The organism is Alteribacter keqinensis (assembly GCF_003710255.1).
GTDB classification, from domain to species: domain Bacteria; phylum Bacillota; class Bacilli; order Bacillales; family Salisediminibacteriaceae; genus Alteribacter; species Alteribacter keqinensis.
This window is the reverse complement of sequence record NZ_RHIB01000001.1, coordinates 2,365,930-2,386,810: the sequence shown is the minus strand read 5'-3', so window position 1 is coordinate 2,386,810 and position 20,881 is coordinate 2,365,930. Positions and strand designations below refer to the sequence as shown.

The following is a 20,881-nucleotide window of genomic DNA, read 5'->3' as shown; positions in this document are numbered from 1 at the left end:
TTTATTATGGAATCCATTAACTGGACACTTGTGACACCGATACTTGTCATTCAGCTTATTTTAATGACTGCAGCATTAATCGATTGTATAAAAAAGGATAAGGTTAACGGACCCAAATGGCTTTGGGTTCTTGTTATTATTTTCGCTAATATGATCGGTCCTGTCCTCTACTTTATTTTCGGAAGGAAACCTAACGAATGAGTGTGATTAGTACAGAGCAATTAACGAAGTCCTTCGGCGGGGTGAAGGCAATAAAGGAACTCGATATTATAATTCGGGAGGGAGCCTGTACAGCCTTGCTTGGCCCAAATGGGGCAGGGAAGACGACGACTCTTAACATGCTGGCAGGCTTAAGCAAGCCAACCTCAGGGAAGGTGAGGTTTCTGGAGAAAGACGGAGGAGATCACCGGGGGCATATTGGATACTTGCCTCAGTACCCGACATTTTACGGTTGGATGAGCGGGATTGAGTATGTGAGCTATCTGGGGGAACTGTCGGGCTTGCCGAAAAAAGATGCGGTTCGTAAAGGGAAGGAGCTTCTTTCCCTTGTGGGACTTGAAAAAGATATGAAGAAAAAGACTGCCGGTTATTCCGGCGGGATGAAACAGCGGCTCGGTATAGCACAGGCGTTGATTCATGATCCGAAACTGGTTATTCTTGACGAGCCTGTGTCGGCACTTGACCCCCACGGCAGGAGGGAAGTCCTTGAACTTATGAGGGAAATGAAGAAAAAAACGACCATTTTGTTTTCGACGCATGTCCTTCATGATGCTGAAGAGATAAGTGATGACATTTATATCATGAAAGAAGGGAAAGTGATCGCTGAAGGAAGTCTTGTGGAGCTTCAGAAAAAATATCAGCAGCCGGCCGTACATATTGAAACCGAGAAAAACCTGAACGAATGGAGCGAAAATCTTCTTACGGCGGAGTGGATAAGAAATGCAGAAATCAAAGAGAAGGCGGTTACATTAACGGTGAGTGATTTACATCAGGCAAGAGTTGCAATCCTTAATGACCCTGCGTTTCATCTTCTGCAGCCTGTCCGTTTTGAAATTGTAAAAACAAGTCTGGAGGATTTGTTTATGCAGGTGACGAAATCATGAGGCAGTGGACGGTTTTATACAAAAAAGAGCTGAAAGAGCAGTGGCGCAGCTTTAAGTGGCTGTGGGTCCCCCTTGTGTTTATGCTCCTTGGCATGATGCAGCCTGTCACGGCTTTTTATCTGCCGGAGATCATGGAGCAGTTTGGCGGGCTTCCTGAAGGAGCGGTTTTTGATATTTCGTTACCCGGAGGGGGGCAGGTGATTGCAGAAACTCTCGGTCAGTTTAGTCAGATTGGTACGTTAATCCTCGTTCTGGCCTTTATGGGAACTATTGTAAATGAGCGTGTGCAGGGGACGTGGGTTATGGTCCTCGTGAAGCCTGTTTCCTATGCTAACTTTATTACTGCAAAATGGGCCGGTGTTGCGACAATTGTAACAGTATCTTACGTGCTGGGTCTGGCTGCTGGCATTTATTATACCGTTCTGCTTATAGAATCAGTACCTGTTGGTCCGGTTATAAGTGGTGCACTCATTTTTCTGCTCTGGCTTTTGTTTCTTATTACGCTGTTACTGTTATTCAGCAGTCTTTTTAAATCGAGCGCGGCTGTGGCTTTTTTAACCCTCGGTATCGCGATCGTACTTTCCCTGATAAGCGGGGTGTTACCTGAAGTTATGGAATGGTCTCCCGGTATGCTTACCTCACACAGTTATGAATGGTTGATCACGGGAGAACCACGTGAGGGGCTCTGGCTTCCCATCACGGTAACCGCAGTTCTCATTGCATGTATGATCTCGCTGAGTGTGTACAGTGTAAAACGTAAGGAAGTCATATCATCGTAAGGACGTGATCGAATGGGAAAAAAACAAGCTGTGCTCGACCGGATTGAAGATGGTCAGTGGGCAGTGCTTCTTGTTGGCGAAGAAGAAAAGGAAGTAATCCTACCAATACAGAAAGTGCCTCCTAAAAGTAAGGAAGGGGACTGGTTCATTGTCACCTTCGTCGAAGACACCGTATCGAGTGTGGTACTCGATGAGGAAAAAACAACATCGATGCAAAGTTCCATTCAATCCAAGCTCCAGCAGCTGAAAAAGAAAAAACAGAGCCGTTATAAGAATGAAAAGTAATACAAATGTATAGCAAGTCCCCCTTTGTCCTCTTGCGGCAGAGGGGGACTTTTTCACTTTAAACCGGTGGGGGACTGTCCCCCGAACAATTGTGTAAATCGGTTTTTTGGGGAGGGGGGTTTGTCACCCGAATAAGTCTGTTTTTGTCACATATATATATGAAAGCAAAGTGGCTGCCTCTGCCTATACGTGAATCGATGCACAAAGGCCGGGCCCTTGTTAAATATTCAACCATGAACAGGCACATATATGCTTTCATTTTCATGTCAGAAAGGGTGAAAAAACCATTGCACATCCTCGTATGCATTAAGCAGGTACCGGATACGAAGATCATTAAAGTAAACCCGAAAACGAATACTCTCGACCGCTCCAGTGCACCGGCAATTTTAAATCCATATGATGCCCACGCTGTAGAAGAAGCAGTGAGACTGAGAGAAGTACACGGTGGAAAAGTAACCGTTCTTTCCATGGGGCCTCCCCAGGCCAAAAACGCCATACGAAAATGTGTGGAAATCGGCGCAGATGAAGGAATCCTCATCTCTGACAGGCGTTTTGCCGGAGCAGATACCCTTGCCACGAGCTACGCTCTATACAAAGCCATAGAGAGAATCCAAAAGCTTGAAGGAGTCGACCTTATTTTATGCGGAAAGCACGCTATTGACGGTGATACGGGACAAACCGGGCCCGGTATTGCCAGAAGGCTCGGGATTTCACCACTTACCTGCGTAAACAAAGTAGCGGAGGTAAATCGAAAAGAACAGCGTATTCAGGTCCATCGAAAAGTAGAAGAAGGATACGAGCTAATTGAATCAGCCCTTCCATGTCTTTTAACAGTAGAAAAAGAAATCAACGATGTAAGCTACTCTCCTCTTCCAAACATGATCCGGGCTGCCCGCTATGAGCCATCGATCTGGACAGTGGACGATTTAGAGGATGTAGACATTAAGCAGCTCGGCCTGAAAGGATCACCGACCATTGTAGGGAAAATGTGGCCTCCGGAAAAAAGTAAAGGTGCAACGCTTTTTGAAGGCGAGGCCGGACAGCAAGTAAAAGACGTGTTGGGTGTACTGCTGAAAGAACGTGAACTGTTTGCAGGGAAAGGCGGCGATTGAAGGCATGAGAGTTAATATTGATGACTACCGCGGAGTATGGGTGTACATTGAACAAAAAAAAGGACAGCTTCTTGATGTCGGCCTTGAGCTCCTGGCTGCGGGAAGGGACCTGGCGGATAAACTTGAAGTGGATTTGTGTGGTGTTCTCCTTGGTGAAGAGGTTAAGTCACTTACAAAAGACGTGTTTGAAGCAGGTGCCGATAAAGTCTACCTGATCGATGACCCCGTGCTTCATTATTACCGTACAGAAACGTACATGACGGCTGTCGGTGACCTGGTGCGAAAATATAAGCCGGAGATTTTTCTTTACGGAGCAACGTCTAACGGAAAAGATCTGGCCAGTGCTGTAGCTACAGATGTCCTCTGCGGTCTTACTGCAGATACGACGCTGATGGATGTAGATGTGGAAAAGCGTCTGTTCGAAGCAAGCCGCCCTGCATTTGGAGGGAACATTATGGCGACCATCCTCTGTAAAAAGCACAGGCCCCAGATGGCTACTGTAAGACCGAAAGTAATCAAACGCCTCCCGCTTCAGGCTGGAAGGACCGGAGAAGTCATTGAAGAAACAATCAATGTGAAAGAAGAAGATCTCCAGACTAAGGTGCTCAAAATTGTGAAGGATGCAAAAAAAGCAGTGAACCTGGAAGAGGCGAGCGTTATAGTGGCTGCCGGGAAAGGCATAAAGGATGAAAAAGGATTTGCCATGGTCCGGGAACTGGCTGAAACGTTAAATGCCTCACTAGGAGCCAGCCGCGATGTAGTTGAAGCAGGTATTTGCGGTCATGATCACCAGGTTGGGCAGACGGGGGTGACGGTTACTCCGAAAGTATATATCGCCATAGGCATATCCGGGGCTATCCAGCACCTTGTGGGGATGCAAAACTCGGAACTGATCATAGCCATAAACAACGACAGGGAAGCTCCCATTTTCCAGGCAGCCCACTACGGCATCGTGGCGGATGCCTTCACCGTTGTTCCCATGCTTACAACCGCCTTTAAGGAAGCACTGTCTCATAGTGAAACCGAGGAAGGGGTGACTTCTCGTGGCTGATAAATTCGATGTGATTGTTGTAGGAGCAGGTCCTGCCGGAACGAGCTGTGCGTACACAGCGGCAAAAGCCGGTCTTAATGTGCTCCTTATTGAAAGGGGAGAATACCCGGGATCAAAGAACGTGATGGGCGGGATTCTCTACCGGAAGCAGATGGAAGAGATTATTCCTGAATTTTGGAAAGAAGCCCCGCTGGAGCGCCCGGTCGTCGAGCAGCGGTTCTGGTTTTTGGATAAAGAATCCATGGTGACGACGAGCTATAAAGGACTTGAATGGGGAAAAGAACCGTTTAATAACTTCACGGTTCTCCGGGCTAAATTTGACCGCTGGTTTGCCGGTAAAGCGGTGGAGCAGGGAGCTCTTCTTATCAATGAAACTGTCGTCACTGAATGTATTGTGGAAGACAATCGGGTTGTCGGTGTCAGGACTGACCGGCCCGACGGAGATGTGTATGCAGACGTCGTTGTTTTGGCTGACGGAGTGAACTCTCTGCTAGGAAAAAGCCTCGGTTTTCATAAAGAATGGAAGCCGGATGAAGTCGCACTTACTGTAATGGAAGTATTGAATTTGCCGAAGAAAACAATTAATGAACGATTCAATGTAGCTGACGATCAGGGTGTGAGTGTGGAGATTTTCGGGGATTCCACTCAGGGACTGCTGGGAACAGCGTTTCTTTACACGAATAAAGACAGTCTGAACATTGGCGTTGGGACGACGTTATCCGGCATGATCAAGAAAAAACTCAAGCCGTATCACCTCCTCGAGTATGTAAAGGAACATCCGATGATCCGTCCCTATATTGAAGGGGGAGAGACATCGGAATATCTTGCCCACCTCATTCCTGAAGGAGGCTACAAATCGGTTCCCCGTCTGGTAGGCAACGGTGTCATGATTGTCGGTGACGCAGCCCAGTTTGTAAACGCCATTCACAGGGAAGGCTCAAACATGGCAATGAGCTCAGGGAAGATGGCCGCTGAAGCCATCGTTAGGGCAAAAGAACTGGATGACTTTACAGAGCGCACACTGGATTCTTATCGAAAAGAGCTGTACAACAGTTTCATTGGAAAAGATCTGAAAAAATATAAAGATGTCACCCATACCTTTGAAGAACATCCACAGTATTTTACCGACTACATTCCAATGATGAATAAGGCAGCCAATTCCTTTTTTACCGTGGACGGAAGTCCGAAAAAAGAAAAGCAGAGCAGGATCATTAAAAGTATTACCGAAGGGAAAGGAAAAATCGCCGTTGCCAAGGATTTATACCGAGCATGGAAGGTGATGAAATAATGGCTAAAACGATTGAAGAGAAACAGTACCTTGTCCGTTTCCGCTGTGACACAAAGTCACATCTTGAGGTAAAGGACGAAAATGTGTGTCTTACATCGTGCCCGGATAAAGATTGTACGATTTTTTGCCCGGCAGATGTCTATAAGTGGGAAGGGGACCGGATGCACGTGGGCTATGAGGGATGCCACGAATGCGGCAGCTGCAGGATCGGTTGTCCTGCTGACAATATTAAGTGGGAATACCCGAAAGGCGGGCACGGTATTGTCTTCAGGCTGGCGTGAGGATAGTAATCGGACCTGGTTAGGCTGGGTGTTTATAGTGAAATTTGTCGAATGACCGATATCCGGCCGGATTAGACGGATAAAACCTTTAATTAGACCGGTAAAAGGTTGAAATGGACCGATAAAAGCTCAAAGAAGAGGATGTTCGAATTATCGAACATCCTTTTTCTTATCTCTCCAATAATACTTAATTGCTTCAAGATCGATTTTATCTGATGGGGTGGTATCGGCTTGGAGCACATGCTCCATTAGGTCGAGGGCTTCACGGTTATCCTCTTCATGATTGGATGCGGTACAGTCTGAAGGGAGATAGAGCTTATAGCCCCGCATGTAGGCGTCATTCGCTGTGAAATGCACGCACATGTTTCCTGCTACCCCTGTAATGATGAGGGATTTGACGTTCAGGTATTCAAGGAGAAGATCCAGTGGAGTGTTGAAAAAAGCTGAAAACTGGGGCTTTAAAACGAAATAATCGTCATCTTCAGGCTCAAGAAGCTTCGTAATTTCATGACCCCGTACGTCTTCCTGAATGCAATGGTCCACAAGGGCCTGAAAATCAGACTGCCAGCGCCCGTAATTATCATTTATATACAGTACGGGTATGTTGAGTTCTTTTGCCTGTTTTTTCAGACGGGCAATCTTCTCGGCCATAGGTTTTGCATAGCGGATCAGCTTTTCCCCGTCTGCAAATTCAAAGTCATTGATCACATCAACCAGTAACAGGGCGACATGCTGATATTCTGTTACATGAGGATTATTGTTTGGAGTTGCCATAGTAACGACGCCTCTCTTTCTGTTAAAATAGACGATATGCAAAAGGGTTGGAGCAATGGAGAAGAACGGTACTTACTTTTCCCATAAATGGGTTTGATAAAACATAGTCGTCGAAAGGAGTCAGTCAATTGGATAAGGAAATGGAACTGCTTCGTCTGCTTGAAAAAGACGGGCGTATGCCGGTAAAAACAATTGCTAAAATGCTTGATGTTTCTGAAGAGGAAATTGAGGATATGATGAGGGCCCTTGAAAAACGCAAGGTGATCCTTGGTTACTCCGGGATTGTTGACTGGACAAAGGTGGACAGCCCTGAAGGGATTACAGCGATGATTGATGTAAAAGTACAGCCGAAAAGAGGTGTAGGCTTTGATGAAGTAGCTGAGCGTATCTACCGTTTTAAGGAGGTAAAAGCTCTTTATCTCATGTCAGGCACGTATGACTTAAGTGTCGTCATTGAAGGGAGAACGATGTCCGAAGTGGGTCAGTTTGTATCTGAAAAGCTGTCTACACTGGAATCTGTTCTTTCAACCACCACACACTTCCAGCTGAAAAAATACAAGCATGACGGTGTTGTTTTTGAAGATGGAGACGAAGATCACCGCATCGTGGTGTCTCCATGACCAATCACTATTTGTCCGAAGCCGTTGAACGTATACAACCGTCGGGAATCCGGAAGTTTTTCGATCTGGCCTCTTCTATGGACAACATTATTTCTCTAGGGGTCGGGGAGCCTGATTATGCTACTCCGTGGAATATTCGTGAAGCAAGCATAGCCTCATTAGAGCGGGGTATGACTTCCTACACGGCCAATGCCGGGATACTGGAGCTGCGAGAGGAAATCAGCCGTTACTTAAACCGGGAATTTCATACTCCTTATGATCCTGAAAATGAAGTCATAGTTACAGCCGGGGCAAGTGAAGCCATTGATCTTGCTATGCGCTCCACAGTAAACCCCGGTGATGAGGTGCTCGTAGTGGAACCGAGCTTCGTATCGTATGCGCCTCTCGTTTCGTTAATCGGAGGCGTGCCGGTTTCTGTACCCACGTCGATTGAAAATGGCTTCAAGGTTACGGCAGACCAGATTGCAGAGCGGGTAACGGACCGCACACGTGGTATCCTGTTATGCTTTCCTAACAACCCTACAGGAACGGTGATGACCAAAGAAGAGCTCGAACAGGTGGCCACTGTTATTGAGAAGCACGATCTGATTGTTTACTCTGACGAGATTTATGCAGAGATGACATACGACGGTCGGCATGTCAGTGTTCCTGCCCTTAAAGGAATGAGGGAGCGAACCGTATTAATCAGCGGGTTTTCAAAAGCCTTTGCCATGACCGGCTGGCGTCTTGGGTACGTCTGTGCGCCGGCTCCAATTGCAGCAGGCATGCTGAAAATTCACCAGTATGCCATGATGTGTGCGTCAACAATGGCACAGTACGGGGCACTTGAGGCGCTGAGAAACGGGAAAGATGAAATGCTCGAAATGGTTGAGAGCTACAGACAGCGGCGAAACTTCTTTGTGAGCTCGTTAAAGGACATCGGTCTCGACTGTCATACACCGGGAGGGGCGTTCTACGCATTTCCTTCTATTAAATCAACAGGGCTGTCCTCAGAATCTTTTGCTGAAAAACTGCTGTTTGCCGAGCGGATAGCGGTCGTCCCAGGTAACGTATTCGGGGAAGGCGGAGAAGGACACATCCGCTGTTCCTACGCTACATCGCTTTCCCAGCTTGAGGAGGCAGTGGACCGGATCGATTCTTTCTTAAAGGAAATAAAATAATTGCAAAAAAGCCAGCAGAGGAAAATCTCCTCACTGGCTTTTTTCGTATAATTACACACAAAAAAACGAGGCAGAAGCGCGGTTGAAATGCCGCTTCTTCTGCCTCGTTAAAGGGGGAATACAAGATTGTATACACCAAACATTGTACCCAGCCTACTGAAGTCTATACATTAGAATCAAAATTTCTTAACATGTCAATCCCAAACTGCTCATTTACACAATTGTTCGGGGGACAGACCCCAAAACCCCAAAACAGTTCTCTTAAACGCCGCCGCGAATGATTGTATTGAGGAATGCAAGTACGATTGCAATTGGAACGACAAATTTAACCAGGACGTACCAGAGGTTAAATAAACTTCGCTTGAATGCAGATCCTTTCTGCATTTCTTCATACAGGTCATCTTTCTTAATCTTAAGCGGTGCAAAAATAGCAATAAGCAGAGCACCTAACGGCAGCATGATATTACTCACAAGATAATCGAGTGCATCAAAGAACGTCATTCCAAAAATGAGAACATCGTCCATTATCCCGTAGGACAAGGCTGATGGAATCCCCATTACGAAAATAAGAAGTCCGCAGGCCCATGCTGCTTTCTTACGCTTGGCAGGATCGTTTTTCGTCACAGATGCAACAACCATTTCAAGCAATGAGAATGCTGATGTTAATGTTGCGAACAACAAGAGTGCCATAAAGGCCACAAAGAACACACCGCCTAGTGGGATTTCACTGAAAACAGTCGGCAGTACGATGAAAATAAGCGGCGGTCCTTCTGCAGGCTCGAGCCCGAATGAGAAGACGGCCGGGAAAATAGCCAGCCCTGCGAGAATAGAAATAAAGATCGTCAGTCCGACAATGGAAACCGCTGAGCGCGGCAGGCTTTCATTTGACTTCAGGTACGAACTGTACGTCACCATGATGGAAACACCCAGGCTTAAACTGAAGAATGCCTGTCCGAGGGCATAAAGTACGGTTTGTCCTGTAACAGATGAAAAGTCAGGGAGGAGGAAAAACTCCACACCTTCCATTGCCCCGGGCAACGTCACAGAGCGAATAACAATAATAATGAACAGAATAAACAAAGCCGGCATCATCAGCTTACTTACACGCTCGATCCCTTTTTGCACACCGCCTTGAACGACAAGGATGGTCATGAGCATGAAAATTAAGTGAGCGGATATAGCAAGGACAGGGCTGCTGATGGTCTGCCCGAATAACTGCTCGAACTCCTCAGCACCCCTTCCGCCTATTCCTTCAGTAATCGAGCGGGCAAAGTAAACAACAATCCAACCCCCTACTACACTGTAGAAAGAGAGAAGGAAAAATGATGTAGCTACACCAAGCTTTCCAATCCAGTGCCAGAATGTACCTGGAGCAAGCATCCGGTATGCTGTAACTGCTTCGTGCTGGGTTTTCCGCCCAATCGTAAACTCCGTAAGCAATAGTGGCAGTCCTAAGAAGATCGTAAATAATAAGAAGATAAGAAAGAATGCACCACCGCCACTGGTACCTGCCACATAGGGCAGCTTCCAAATTGCACCGAGTCCGATAGCCGAACCAGCTGCAGCTAAAATAAATCCAAGTTTGGATGTCCACTGATCTTGCTTTTGGGACATAGTCAGTACCTCCTCTAACGCAATGTATTTATCAGAAAAGTGTCGTTTTTTCTGCAATATTTTTCTACTATAAAGCGTTGCATCACTAATGTCAACGGAAGTTTTCCTCTGGCATTCATTGTTAAACACTCGCATCTCAAATTATGTAAATGTGGACAAGTAAGAGAAGGAAGTCCCCCAGCCCCCGTGGAATGCGCAGGGTATGCCGGCTTCATCTGTTAATCCTCGTTAGAAGGCACTATTAAGGAAACAACGGAGTTTTTAAGATCCGGCCACAATTGACCGATCAGTAAGATTATGTTATAAAAGACAAGGTTAGTTCCAGCGTGATGTATGAATTTAGGAACAATGGAAAATTTACCTTTTTGTCACAAAAGAAAAGCTGTGATATAATTAACCAGTTAATAAATAGCTATAGGAGTTGTTCTCATGTCAGGTAAATATGAAGTAGGCAGCATTGTCGAAGGAAAAGTTACTGGGATTAAGCCTTTTGGTGCGTTCGTAGCATTAGACGATCAAAAACAAGGTCTTGTTCACATCTCACACATCGCTCACGGTTTCGTTAAAGATATTAACGAGCACCTTTCTGTTGGTGACGAAGTAAAAGTTAAAATTCTAAGCGTAGACGAAGAGTCCGGCAAGATCTCTCTTTCTATCCGCGAAACTCAGCCAAAACCTGAGCGTCCGGCACGCACAGAGCGTCCAAAGCGCCAAGGCCAGGGCGGCGGTGGCGGAGCGAAACGCCACACAAACGAAAAGCCACAAGGCTTCAACACGCTTGAAGAAAAACTTAAGGGCTGGTTAAAACAGTCTAATGAGATTCAAGCAGATCTTAACAAGCGCGCAAAAAAATAAAGCAAAGGATTTCCCAGAATCCAGCTTTCCAAAGACAAAAAGAGGCAGCTCCCGAGAGTTGCCTCCTTTTTTTGTACTTTACTTCCTTATTTGATCCCTCAAGGTCTGGGACCGAATGGTCTGGATTACCGCTGAGGTTCCGGGCTGCGTTCCAACTCTTCGTCTGGTTTGAATAGAATGGAGATACAGTAAAGCCCAGCCAAACCAACAAGTGCATAGATAAAACGTGAAAAACCAGCAGCTTGTCCGCCAAAAATGGCCGCTACAAGGTCAAACCGGAAGAATCCGATTAGTCCCCAGTTTACTGCTCCAATAATCGCCAAAACAAGAGCTGTGCGTTGAATACCGCTCATTCGCTCCTCACCTCCTTATCGGGGTTCATTCTTAACTCAAGAAGCTAATGCTCCTTTCCTTATAATGATTAAAAGAGACGTGAACTATACATCTGTATAAAATTACCTGTTATTGCACATTTCTTTACATGACTTCTTTTTGTGATAGATAATAAAGGGGATTGAAATTGAGCTCAATAAAGGAGTGGCAATAATGGACAACTTTATTTATCAGAATCCTACCCGCCTCATTTTTGGGGAAGGTCAAGTTAAAGAACAGCTGGCAGAACAGCTTAAACCATTTGGACAAAATGTTCTTCTCGTATACGGTGGAGGAAGTATTAAACGTAACGGGATTTATGATGAAGTTACCGGCATTTTAAACGAAGGGGGATTTAACGTAACTGAACAGTCAGGGGTTGATCCGAATCCTCGACTCTCCACGGTTCATAAAGGTGTGGAACTTTGCCGTGAGAACAACATCGATGTACTCCTTGCAGTCGGAGGGGGAAGTGTTATTGATTGCACCAAGGCGATTGCAGCCGGCGCGAAGTATGGTGGTGATGCATGGGATCTCGTGACGAAAAAAGCAGTGCCCGAATCGGCTTTGCCATTTGGTACGATTCTTACGCTTGCTGCAACGGGATCAGAAATGAATGCAGGATCTGTCATTACTAACTGGGAAACACAGGAGAAGTACGGCTGGGGGAGCCCGCATACGTTCCCTCAATTCTCCATTCTGGACCCTGCCAACACTCTTTCTGTGCCGAAAGATCACACCATTTACGGTATAGTGGATATGATGAGTCACGTCCTGGAACAATATTTTCACCAGCAGACAAACACTCCTCTTCAGGAAAAGATGTGTGAAGCTGTGTTAAATACTGTCATCGAAGCAGGTCCGGATCTTGTGCAAAACCTGGATGATGTGAAGCTCCGTGAAACGATTCTCTATTCAGGTACAATTGCCTTAAACGGCTCACTGCAAATGGGCACCCGCGGTGACTGGGCATCCCATAACATTGAGCATGCCGTATCCGCTGTGTATGACATCCCACACGCAGGAGGACTGGCCATTCTCTTCCCGCAGTGGCTCAGACACCACCTTGACCTAGGTGAGCGAAAGCTTGTTCAGCTTGCTGTGAATGTTTGGGGAGTCGACCCAGAAGGTAAATCGAATTTTGAAGTAGCTGAAGAGGGCATTCAGCGTCTGGAAAGGTTCTGGTCAGAACTTGGAGCACCCAGCCGACTGGCTGATTACGACATTGATGACAGCAAGGTTGAAGTCATGGCTGATAAAGCAATGGCGAACGGACCGTTCGGCAACTTTAATTCGCTGGAAAAAGAAGATGTTATTGCGATCTTAAGAGCAGCATTATAGGAAGGAAAACGGGGCACCCTGACGAGTGTCTCGTTTTTTCTTATTGGTTGCGCTTACAAAAGTGAATCAGCTTGATTATTTGTCCGTGTTTTAATAAAGTGATACGTGGAAGAGTAAGATAAGTGATTTTATACTCATTTAATGGAGGTATAAGAAATGGCAAAAACCCTTTCTTTTGATTACAAAAAAGCATCAGATTTTTTATCCCAGCATGAAGTTGATCACCTGGCCGGAGCAGTAGAATCCGCTCACGAAGCACTACATAACGGCACAGGTGCAGGTAATGACTTTCTTGGCTGGATGGACCTGCCTGTAAACTACGACGAAGAAGAATTCACCCGCATCCAGAAAGCTGCGGAGAAAATCAAAGCCGATACGGACGTTCTGCTTGTAGTGGGTATCGGAGGTTCATACCTTGGTGCGAGAGCGGCGATCGAAGCTCTTAACCACTCTTTCTACAACGTACTGGCAAAAGAACAGCGCAACACTCCGCAGGTGTTTTTCGTAGGAAACAACATCAGTTCCACATATGTTCGTGACCTTCTTGATGTACTTGAAGGAAAAGACGTATCAATCAACGTTATTTCAAAATCAGGAACAACAACGGAGCCCGCAATCGCATTCCGTATTTTCCGCGAATATGTTGAGAAAAAGTATGGGGTTGAAGAAGCACGCAAGCGTATCTACGCTACTACGGATAAAGAAAAAGGTGCTCTTAAGCAGCTTGCGAACGAAGAAGGATACGAGTCCTTTGTCATCCCTGATGACGTAGGCGGCCGTTTCTCCATTCTAACAGCGGTAGGCCTTCTCCCGATTGCAGCAAGCGGTCTTGACATTGAAGCGATGATGAAGGGGGCGGCAGATGCCCGCGAAGCCTACAGCAGCAAAAACCTTGCTGAAAACGAAGCGTATCAGTACGCGGCCGTTCGTAACGCCCTTTACAACAAAGGCAAAACTGTTGAACTCATGGTCAACTACGAGCCATCTCTTCACTTTGTAAGCGAGTGGTGGAAACAGCTTTACGGAGAAAGTGAAGGAAAAGACGGCAAGGGAATCTTCCCGGCTGCAGCTGACTTTTCCACTGACCTTCACTCTCTTGGACAGTATGTTCAGGACGGTCGCCGTGACCTGTTCGAAACAGTGCTGAACGTTGAAAACGTCCGGGAAGAGATGAAGCTTACAGAGTCTAAAGACGATCTTGATAACCTGAACTACCTTGCAGGCCAGACAATGGACTTTGTTAACAAAAAGGCATACGAAGGAACCATGCTTGCTCACACGGACGGAAACGTTCCTAACCTTGTGTTAAACATTCCTGAGTTGAACGAGTATCACTTCGGCTATCTTGTATACTTCTTTGAAAAAGCATGTGCGTTGAGCGGCTACATGTTAGGCGTAAACCCATTCGACCAGCCTGGTGTAGAAGCGTACAAGAAAAACATGTTCGCTTTACTCGGTAAACCAGGGTTTGAAGAAGAAAAAGCAGAGCTTGAAAAACGATTGAAATAAGTTTTGATGAGATTCTTCCGCCGGTGCGTCCATATGCCGGCGGATTTTTAATTGAGAAAACTCCCTGGAGAGGTTTATGGAGAACTTTGGACGGTTTATAAATAACTTCTTACCTTTTATCCAGAGTTAACAGGGTTTTATGGAGAACTTTAAATTATTTATAAAGAACTTCGCACCATATAAAGAGAATTAGACACCATTCGTCAAGTTCAGCAACACCCAGCTCAACTGAAATAAAAACCCCATCCCCGGAACATACTAACAAAAACGATGTTCTGGAGGTGGGGATGTGATTGAGGTGCAATCTCCCTTAGAAAACCAAGAATACGAATTGATTGAGCTTGAACAAAAATTAAAGCCCCTCGGCTACGTCATTGGCGGGGGATGGGAGTATGACCACGGCTATTTTGACTATGTTATGAACGACGAATCAAGCTACTTATGTGTAAGGCTTCCGTTTTTTGCAACAGACGGTGAGCTTGACCGAAAAGGGGTGGAAGTTCAGCTTGGACGACCGTTTTTACTCGCTCACAAATACCAGCGCGGTCTTGACGACAATGTCCAGGACCCTAACCCTCTTACGAATCAGTTTTCTGAGCCGCAGGATCCGGATGCAGAGTTTCCAGAAGAATGGATTAAAACGGGAAAAGAATACATCAAAGAACTGGAGCAGGTCATTCTTCACGACATGCAAATCAGCCCAAGGAACTAGCAAAGATGACAGCTCGTAAGGATAAAAACGACCTTATGAGCTGCCGTCTTATTTCTTTTTCTTTACCAGTACAACGAGGTGGTCTCCCTCTTTGAGCTCGTAACTGTCAGGAGGGAGCAGCTCAGCTGAATCGTCTCTCCAGATCCCCAGCAGGTGTTCCCCGTCAAAATTCCAATCTTCAATCAGTTCACCGTACTCAAGCCCGATGCATTCTTCAGGCAGTTTTCTTAATTCCATTTTATTTTTCGTATCGGTCTGAAGCAAAGTAAGCATTAATTTACTTACGCCGTGACACTCTGGGCCGTTATGCATGAGAGAACTTAGGAGCACAGAGCTTTGGACGAGTTCATCGGCACCGGCTCGCCGGGCATTAATAATTTGAGATTCTGTTATGATTTCTGCAATCGTATAAAGCTTCGGGTTTACACCTTTAATTGTAAGGATTGAAAGAATGGTTTTAGAGTCAGCAGAGTGTTCATCGGTGTGGGAATCTGCTGTGATAATCGCAGTATGAGCCTCATGTATATTGGCCTTATATAAAACCTGATCATGGCTTGCAGGTCCTCTTACAAAATGTACCCAGGTAAGGTCTGAAGGTTTTTTCTCGAGCGTTTCATCAACAAGGACCACTTGAGCCTTTTCGTTTTGTTTCTTAATTTCTTTAAGTAAGAGCCGTGTGCGTTCATTCCAGCCTACGATGATGATGTGTCCTTTTCGATGGAATTTATGTTTCCCACGTTCAATGTTGTCTTTCGTTGTTATAGCTGAAGTAGCCACGTTTGTCAGGTAAAAAGAAAATATACCTACTCCCGTCAGGATTAAGAGAACACCGGTGATTCTGCCAAGAACGGATTCAGGTACAAAATCCCCGTAACCGACAGTAGAAATGGTCACGATAGCCCACCAAAAACCGTCAAACATATCCGGGTAAACGCCGGGTTCAAGATAGTGAATGGTTGTTCCAAAAATAAGAATGATTAAAAATAAGGCCGTTAATAACCGAATGATATTCATTAATTGATTAGATGCAGAAGAAATCAGACCACTGGTAAACCTGAACATTGAACCACCTCCTCTTCATACCTCTTTCCATTATTGACAGTTTGAAGTGAAAAACATTCATACTTTTGGTAAGATAGTAGTGGTTGGGGGGAGAACGTATGATACAGGCAATTGTTTTTGCAATTACAATGTTTATCGGATGGGTGATATTCGACGCCATTAAACATAAGAAGATTATCAAGGAAAACGTACTTGCCGGAGCCGCGGCAGGGGTTATAGCGGGAATCGTCTGGTACATCTTATTCGTCATTTTCTAACAAAAAATTTACGATTTATTAAAAAAACGCTTGATTCGACTTTCGGTATCGTCTATAATTCATTATTGTAAGATCAAACGGTATGGGGCATTAGCTCAGCTGGGAGAGCGCTTCGCTGGCAGCGAAGAGGTCAGCGGTTCGAGCCCGCTATGCTCCACCATATTTTTTGACAGCTTCATCTAACATTGTGAACAACGACGCGGTTTCTCGTCTTAACGAGGAGTTGCGTCGTTTTTTTATGATCCCAAAGATGTCCCTATTCGCGAGGAGAAACAAGTAGCTCCATGGTCTTAAACCAAGTAGTTTAAACAGGAAAAATCCGGTGAACTTAGAAGGAATTTACCACAAACTTGTTTCGCACCGCTCAAAAAGGGAAACTCTTCTTCGTAGTTATATAAAACATCATTTAGAAGAGGAGCATGAACATTGAAAAAAATCATTGCAGTATTTATCATCGCACTGGCAACTGTATTTGTTTTACCAGACGAAAAACGTGCCTCCGGACTTTTACATAACGGAAGCGCCGGAGATGAAGTAAAAGACGTACAGCATGTGTTAACCCAGTTAGGTTATTTTTCTTCAAACCAGACAGGATACTACGGACCTCAGACAACCGAAGCGGTAAGAGCCTTTCAGGGGGACTTTGGCTTACTCCAGGATGGTATTGCAGGTCCCGGAACCATGAAGAAAATAAGTAATGTGGAAGTTTTGGCAAAGGTGGTTCACGGAGAAGCCCGTGGTGAGTCATACGAAGGGAAGGTGGCAGTTGCAGCTGTTGTACTAAATCGCGTGGGAGACAATGAGTTTCCGTCTGACGTAAAAGGTGTCGTATTCCAGCGTAACGCATTTACAGCCGTTTTAGACGGGCAGTACAACCTTACTCCTGAGCGGGATGCTTACCGTGCCGTTAGAGATGCCTACACAGGCTGGGACCCTTCAAAAGGTTCTACATATTATTATAATCCGGATATCGCAACCTCTTCATGGATCTTCACCAGATCCCCGGTTGTAACAATCGGAAAACATATTTTTGCAGAGTAGGGCTGCAGCAGAAGTGTAATTTTCGATTTTTTGGAGCTCTGTCTATAATGTTGACACAATAAATCCGGATTTATTGCGCCAAGAAGCAGATATACTATCAAAAACAAGCTTTATTCTATCAATAATGAATTTTATTCTGTCAAAAAAGCAATTTATTCTATCGAAAATGCAATTCTTTCTTCCAAAAGAAAAAAGCACATGCCAAGGAGAAGAGTTTATGGTAATATTCCCAGATTTCATTACATAATATGGGAAACCCCTCTTGGACCCCTTGAATGAATGTCCTAATGAACAAAAAAAGAAGACAAAAAAGCTGTCCCAAAAACACCATTTTGGGACAGCTTTCTTATTACATAATCGCTTTGATGGAACTCTTTTTTACCTGAGCTCCTTCACGGTCCGGTTTAAGGTGCTGGACGTCACAGTCTCTGAATGAGGATGCGAGTTTTCGCCTTACAAAGCCTCCGGACCCCTTCGGTACATATACCATAACGATCGGCCCGGCCCCGCTCAGCGCTACGCCGTAAACATTCATTGACGCGGTAAGTGTAACAACCTTTTCAAGTTCCGGAACAAGAGCAGAACGGTATGGCTGATGGAAAAGGTCCTGCTGCATCATTTTACCGGCAACGTCCCAGCGGTTCTGCATTAGAGCAGCCACAAGCACGTTACTTACACTGCTCGCTTTCACCGCATCCCCAAAGGGAAGGTTGTCCGGAAGCCGGCTTCTTGAAGAAGATGTCTTAACCTCATATTCCGGTATGACAGCGACGATTTCCACATCCGGGTAAATACCGGACAGCACATCCGTTTGTTTGTCATTGTGAGTTCCGATTACAAGCCCTCCGTATATAGAAGCAGCCACGTTATCGGGGTGTCCCTCGTAACAGCTTGCTATCCTCACTTTATCGCGTGTCGGCAGGTTCAGGGCAAGGAGTTCATCTGCAAGTTCAATTCCTGCCACAATGGCCGCAGCACTGCTGCCCAGACCGCGGGCCATAGGGATGTCACTAGTAAGCTCAACCTGGCAGGGAGGCAGTTTGCGGTTAACCCCTTCTGCTACCTGGGAAGCCACTTGATAGATCAGGTTATCCTCTCCCTCGGGCAGTCCCTTCAAGGAGGAAGAACTGGAAAGAAAGGACCAGTGTTCTCCAGGCGAAGCTGTCAGGGTCAGATAACGATTCACAGCCATTCCTACGCTGTCGAAGCCGGGACCAAGGTTGGCTGTACTGCCGGGAACGGTTATCGTGATCACCTGGTCCCGGTTCATTGCTTCACACGCTCCTTGATCAAATCAAAGATGGCTTCTTCATTATTAGGAAGGACTTCTGCTTTAAAGGATGAGCTTTCGATTGCACAATTTGGGTCTTTTAATCCGTTCCCTGTCAAGACGGCAACAACCTTGGCTCCTTTTTCAATCTTTCCTGATTGAACCTGCTTTTTCACTCCTGCAAGGGATGCGGCAGATGCAGGCTCGCAAAAGACGCCTTCTTCCCGTGCCAGTTCTTTATAGGCTGACAATATCTCGGTGTCTGTTACTTCATCGATTGTTCCTGAGGACTCCTGAGAGGCATTCACTGCGTGTTCCCAGCTTGCCGGGTTTCCGATGCGGATGGCAGTGGCAACCGTTTCCGGGTTTTCGATGGCCCGGCCCCGGACAATGGCAGCAGCGCCTTCTGCTTCGAAGCCGTGCATGCGGGGAAGGCCTGACTGATGAGCCTGGTGATACTCTTTAAAGCCTTTCCAGTAGGCTGTGATATTACCGGCATTACCGACAGGAATGGCCAGAACGTCTGGAGCTGAGCCTAGCTGGTCGCAGACTTCGAAAGCCGCTGTTTTCTGTCCCTCGATGCGATGGGGGTTTACTGAGTTAACGAGAGAAATCGGTGCTTTCTTGCTGATGCTCTGGACCATTTTAAGGGCTTGATCGAAATTTCCCTCTATAGTATAAATCTCAGCGCCATACATGACAGCCTGTGCGAGTTTCCCCATGGCTACTTTTCCATCAGGGATCAGAATGATACACCGCATTTTCGCCCGGGCAGCATATGCCGCAGCAGCAGCGGACGTATTACCGGTAGAAGCACAGATTACGGCTTCATAGCCTTCTTCCTTTGCTTTAGCCACTGCCATGACCATTCCGCGATCCTTAAATGAACCTGTTGGGTTTGCTCCTTCGTACTTGGCATAGAGCTCCACTCCCCACAGCTTTGACAGGTGGGGGAGGGGAACAAGGGGAGTGTTCCCCTCGTTTAAGGAAAGTGATGGCGTTTTTTCACTGACAGGAAGCAAATCGCGATAGTGGTGAAGCAGACCTTTCCAGTACATATTACTTTCCTCCTTCAACCCTGTAGCTGCTCTTCACGTGATCGACCACATCAAGTTCAGCCAGCGCTTTTAATACCGAATCATAGTTTTGCTTAGACACTTTATGTGTTGTCACAATGATTTCCGCAACTTCCTGACCTTCGACAGGGCGCTGCAGAATTTTTTCGAGACTGACATCATTCTCTGAAAATACGGAAGTGAGTTCAGAGAAAGTACCTGCCTGATCTTTTGCATGAATACGCAGGAAGTATTTGGAGAAGATTTCGTCATCACTCTTCAGCTGTTTTTCGAATTGAGGTTCGGAAACTTTATTACCATTCACGCCGAGCCGCATGTTTTTCATTACTTCAACTAGGTCGGAAACTACAGCTGTGGCAGTTGGAAGCTTTCCTGCTCCCGGTCCATAAAACATCGTTTCACCCACGGCTTCCCCATACACATAGACAGCGTTGAATTCATCGTTCACGGATGCGAGGGGGTGGGAATGAGGGAACAATGTCGGCTGAACACTCACTTCCACTTTATTACCCGTGCGTTCCGCAATACCAATCAGTTTCATTGTAAGTCCAAGTTCATGACTGTAATCGAGATCTTCTGTAGTCACATTGGAAATCCCTGCAACATTGACATCCTCCAGCTCAATTGGCATGGAAAAGCCAAGTGTGCCCAGGATGGCTGTTTTTCTCGCTGCATCAATTCCCTCAACATCAGCTGTCGGATCGCTTTCGGCATAGCCGAGATCCTGAGCCTCTTTCAGCACTTCATTATAGTCTCTTCCTTCTTTCGTCATCTTCGTTAAAATATAGTTTGTTGTCCCGTTAAGAATGCCCATCATTTTTGTGATTTTATCTGATGCCAGTCCGTCTACTAAACTACGGATAATAGGAATCCCGCCCGCAACACTGGCTTCATAGAACAGGTCACATTTATTTTTTGCAGCGGCCTGAAGCAGTTCGCTTCCGTAAACGGCCACGAGGTCTTTATTTGCCGTTACAACATGTTTTTTATTTTCAAGAGCCTGAAGGATGTATTTACGTGATTCTTCAATACCGCCCATAACCTCGAGAATGACATCTACTTCAGGGTCGTTTAAGATGTCGTCAGCGTCTGTTGTGAGACGCGAGCCGTTTAAATGTACGTCTCTTTCTTTATGAAGGTCGTTTACGAGGATTTTACTAATCGTCACAGAACAACCCACCTGGTGCTTTAATTTGTCCTGATGCTGATCAATAATGTGGACGACACCGCTTCCTACAGTACCTAATCCAAGCAGTCCGATATTGATTGAGTTGTTCATGATCTTTGCCCTCCTAATTGTCGTGTCCTCTGTGCAAGGA

General features: G+C 45.9%; 23 protein-coding genes and 1 tRNA gene. 17 read left to right on the top strand and 7 right to left on the bottom strand.

Translation table 11 applies throughout. The features are described from left to right. The first annotated feature begins 6 nt into the window (after window positions 1-6). The 8 genes from EBO34_RS11515 (at window position 7) to EBO34_RS11480 (ending at window position 5,899) form a co-directional block, all read left to right on the top strand. A complete protein-coding gene (locus tag EBO34_RS11515; protein WP_122898384.1) occupies window positions 7-201 on the top strand; it encodes a PLD nuclease N-terminal domain-containing protein in 195 nt (64 codons plus the stop codon). Then, window positions 198-1,103, top strand: a complete 906-nt coding sequence (locus EBO34_RS11510; RefSeq protein WP_122898382.1) for an ABC transporter ATP-binding protein — start codon at window positions 198-200, stop codon at window positions 1,101-1,103. The genes EBO34_RS11515 and EBO34_RS11510 overlap by 4 nt, the downstream gene beginning before the upstream one ends. Beyond that, window positions 1,100-1,882: an ABC transporter permease gene (locus EBO34_RS11505; RefSeq protein ID WP_122898380.1), complete on the top strand. Its 783-nt coding sequence runs from the start codon at window positions 1,100-1,102 to the stop codon at window positions 1,880-1,882. Before EBO34_RS11510 ends, EBO34_RS11505 begins: the two co-directional genes overlap by 4 nt. Window positions 1,883-1,894: 12 nt before the next feature. Next, the gene (locus EBO34_RS11500) at window positions 1,895-2,167 is read left to right on the top strand and encodes a DUF3006 domain-containing protein (protein WP_122898378.1); all 273 of its coding nucleotides are present in this window, start codon (window positions 1,895-1,897) and stop codon (window positions 2,165-2,167) included. 287 nt (window positions 2,168-2,454) lie between these two features. Then, window positions 2,455-3,279, top strand: a complete 825-nt coding sequence (locus EBO34_RS11495) for an electron transfer flavoprotein subunit beta/FixA family protein (RefSeq protein WP_249414043.1) — start codon at window positions 2,455-2,457, stop codon at window positions 3,277-3,279. A 4-nt stretch (window positions 3,280-3,283) separates the two neighbouring features. Continuing rightward, window positions 3,284-4,330: an electron transfer flavoprotein subunit alpha/FixB family protein gene (locus EBO34_RS11490; RefSeq protein WP_122898376.1), complete on the top strand. Its 1,047-nt coding sequence runs from the start codon at window positions 3,284-3,286 to the stop codon at window positions 4,328-4,330. After that, window positions 4,323-5,618: an FAD-dependent oxidoreductase gene (locus tag EBO34_RS11485; protein ID WP_122898374.1), complete on the top strand. Its 1,296-nt coding sequence runs from the start codon at window positions 4,323-4,325 to the stop codon at window positions 5,616-5,618. Before EBO34_RS11490 ends, EBO34_RS11485 begins: the two co-directional genes overlap by 8 nt. After that, window positions 5,600-5,899: a ferredoxin family protein gene (locus tag EBO34_RS11480; RefSeq protein WP_122898372.1), complete on the top strand. Its 300-nt coding sequence runs from the start codon at window positions 5,600-5,602 to the stop codon at window positions 5,897-5,899. The genes EBO34_RS11485 and EBO34_RS11480 overlap by 19 nt, the downstream gene beginning before the upstream one ends. A 150-nt stretch (window positions 5,900-6,049) precedes the next feature. Here EBO34_RS11480 and EBO34_RS11475 read toward each other — a convergent pair whose 3' ends face one another. Then, on the bottom strand, window positions 6,050-6,673 hold the full coding sequence (locus tag EBO34_RS11475) for a cysteine hydrolase family protein (protein ID WP_122898370.1): 624 nt from the start codon (window positions 6,671-6,673) through the stop codon (window positions 6,050-6,052). A 140-nt stretch (window positions 6,674-6,813) separates the two neighbouring features. Between EBO34_RS11475 and EBO34_RS11470 the strand changes: the two genes are divergently transcribed. Together EBO34_RS11470 and EBO34_RS11465 are read left to right on the top strand one after the other, a co-directional pair. Continuing rightward, window positions 6,814-7,293 (top strand): Lrp/AsnC family transcriptional regulator, encoded by a 480-nt coding sequence (locus tag EBO34_RS11470; protein WP_122898708.1) that lies wholly within the window; start codon window positions 6,814-6,816, stop codon window positions 7,291-7,293. Next, window positions 7,290-8,453 carry an aminotransferase gene (locus EBO34_RS11465; RefSeq protein WP_122898368.1) on the top strand — a complete coding sequence of 388 codons (1,164 nt, stop codon included), beginning with the start codon at window positions 7,290-7,292 and terminating at the stop codon, window positions 8,451-8,453. The genes EBO34_RS11470 and EBO34_RS11465 overlap by 4 nt, the downstream gene beginning before the upstream one ends. A 261-nt stretch (window positions 8,454-8,714) precedes the next feature. Here the strand turns inward: EBO34_RS11465 and EBO34_RS11460 are convergent, their stop codons facing one another. Next, the gene (locus EBO34_RS11460) at window positions 8,715-10,067 is read right to left on the bottom strand and encodes a sodium-dependent transporter (protein WP_122898366.1); all 1,353 of its coding nucleotides are present in this window, start codon (window positions 10,065-10,067) and stop codon (window positions 8,715-8,717) included. A 429-nt stretch (window positions 10,068-10,496) separates the two neighbouring features. Here EBO34_RS11460 and yugI point away from each other — a divergent pair, with 429 nt between their 5' ends. Further along, on the top strand, window positions 10,497-10,922 hold the full coding sequence (gene yugI / locus EBO34_RS11455; protein ID WP_122898364.1) for a S1 domain-containing post-transcriptional regulator GSP13: 426 nt from the start codon (window positions 10,497-10,499) through the stop codon (window positions 10,920-10,922). A gap of 125 nt (window positions 10,923-11,047) precedes the next feature. Here the strand turns inward: yugI and EBO34_RS11450 are convergent, their stop codons facing one another. Continuing rightward, a complete protein-coding gene (locus EBO34_RS11450) occupies window positions 11,048-11,275 on the bottom strand; it encodes a DUF378 domain-containing protein (protein ID WP_026690818.1) in 228 nt (75 codons plus the stop codon). A 193-nt stretch (window positions 11,276-11,468) separates the two neighbouring features. Here EBO34_RS11450 and EBO34_RS11445 point away from each other — a divergent pair, with 193 nt between their 5' ends. The 3 genes from EBO34_RS11445 to EBO34_RS11435 all read left to right on the top strand — a co-directional run bounded on the left by EBO34_RS11445 (window position 11,469) and on the right by EBO34_RS11435 (window position 14,856). Then, window positions 11,469-12,635, top strand: coding sequence for an iron-containing alcohol dehydrogenase (locus tag EBO34_RS11445; RefSeq protein WP_122898362.1), 1,167 nt, complete (start codon window positions 11,469-11,471; stop codon window positions 12,633-12,635). A gap of 156 nt (window positions 12,636-12,791) precedes the next feature. After that, a complete protein-coding gene (locus EBO34_RS11440) occupies window positions 12,792-14,144 on the top strand; it encodes a glucose-6-phosphate isomerase (RefSeq protein WP_122898360.1) in 1,353 nt (450 codons plus the stop codon). A gap of 289 nt (window positions 14,145-14,433) precedes the next feature. Continuing rightward, window positions 14,434-14,856 carry a YugN-like family protein gene (locus EBO34_RS11435; protein ID WP_122898358.1) on the top strand — a complete coding sequence of 141 codons (423 nt, stop codon included), beginning with the start codon at window positions 14,434-14,436 and terminating at the stop codon, window positions 14,854-14,856. Window positions 14,857-14,904: 48 nt separating this feature from the next. Here the strand turns inward: EBO34_RS11435 and EBO34_RS11430 are convergent, their stop codons facing one another. Further along, complete coding sequence (locus tag EBO34_RS11430; protein WP_122898356.1) at window positions 14,905-15,918, bottom strand: potassium channel family protein; 1,014 nt, start codon at window positions 15,916-15,918, stop codon at window positions 14,905-14,907. A 98-nt stretch (window positions 15,919-16,016) separates the two neighbouring features. Between EBO34_RS11430 and EBO34_RS20710 the strand changes: the two genes are divergently transcribed. The 3 genes from EBO34_RS20710 (at window position 16,017) to EBO34_RS11420 (ending at window position 17,216) form a co-directional block, all read left to right on the top strand. Then, entirely contained in the window at window positions 16,017-16,175 is a 159-nt protein-coding gene (locus EBO34_RS20710) for a hypothetical protein (protein WP_183163824.1), read from the top strand. A gap of 84 nt (window positions 16,176-16,259) precedes the next feature. Beyond that, window positions 16,260-16,335, top strand: a tRNA-Ala gene (locus tag EBO34_RS11425). Between the two features lie 266 nt (window positions 16,336-16,601). Next, window positions 16,602-17,216 carry a cell wall hydrolase gene (locus EBO34_RS11420; protein ID WP_122898354.1) on the top strand — a complete coding sequence of 205 codons (615 nt, stop codon included), beginning with the start codon at window positions 16,602-16,604 and terminating at the stop codon, window positions 17,214-17,216. 349 nt (window positions 17,217-17,565) lie between these two features. Here the strand turns inward: EBO34_RS11420 and thrB are convergent, their stop codons facing one another. Genes thrB through EBO34_RS11405 form a run of 3 tightly spaced genes read right to left on the bottom strand, consistent with a single transcriptional unit; the run spans window position 17,566 to window position 20,841 of the window. After that, entirely contained in the window at window positions 17,566-18,486 is a 921-nt protein-coding gene (thrB, locus tag EBO34_RS11415) for a homoserine kinase (RefSeq protein ID WP_122898352.1), read from the bottom strand. Next, window positions 18,483-19,544 (bottom strand): threonine synthase, encoded by a 1,062-nt coding sequence (gene thrC / locus EBO34_RS11410; RefSeq protein ID WP_122898350.1) that lies wholly within the window; start codon window positions 19,542-19,544, stop codon window positions 18,483-18,485. The genes thrB and thrC overlap by 4 nt, the downstream gene beginning before the upstream one ends. Window position 19,545: 1 nt before the next feature. Next, window positions 19,546-20,841: a homoserine dehydrogenase gene (locus EBO34_RS11405; RefSeq protein WP_122898348.1), complete on the bottom strand. Its 1,296-nt coding sequence runs from the start codon at window positions 20,839-20,841 to the stop codon at window positions 19,546-19,548. Window positions 20,842-20,881 lie beyond the last annotated feature (40 nt).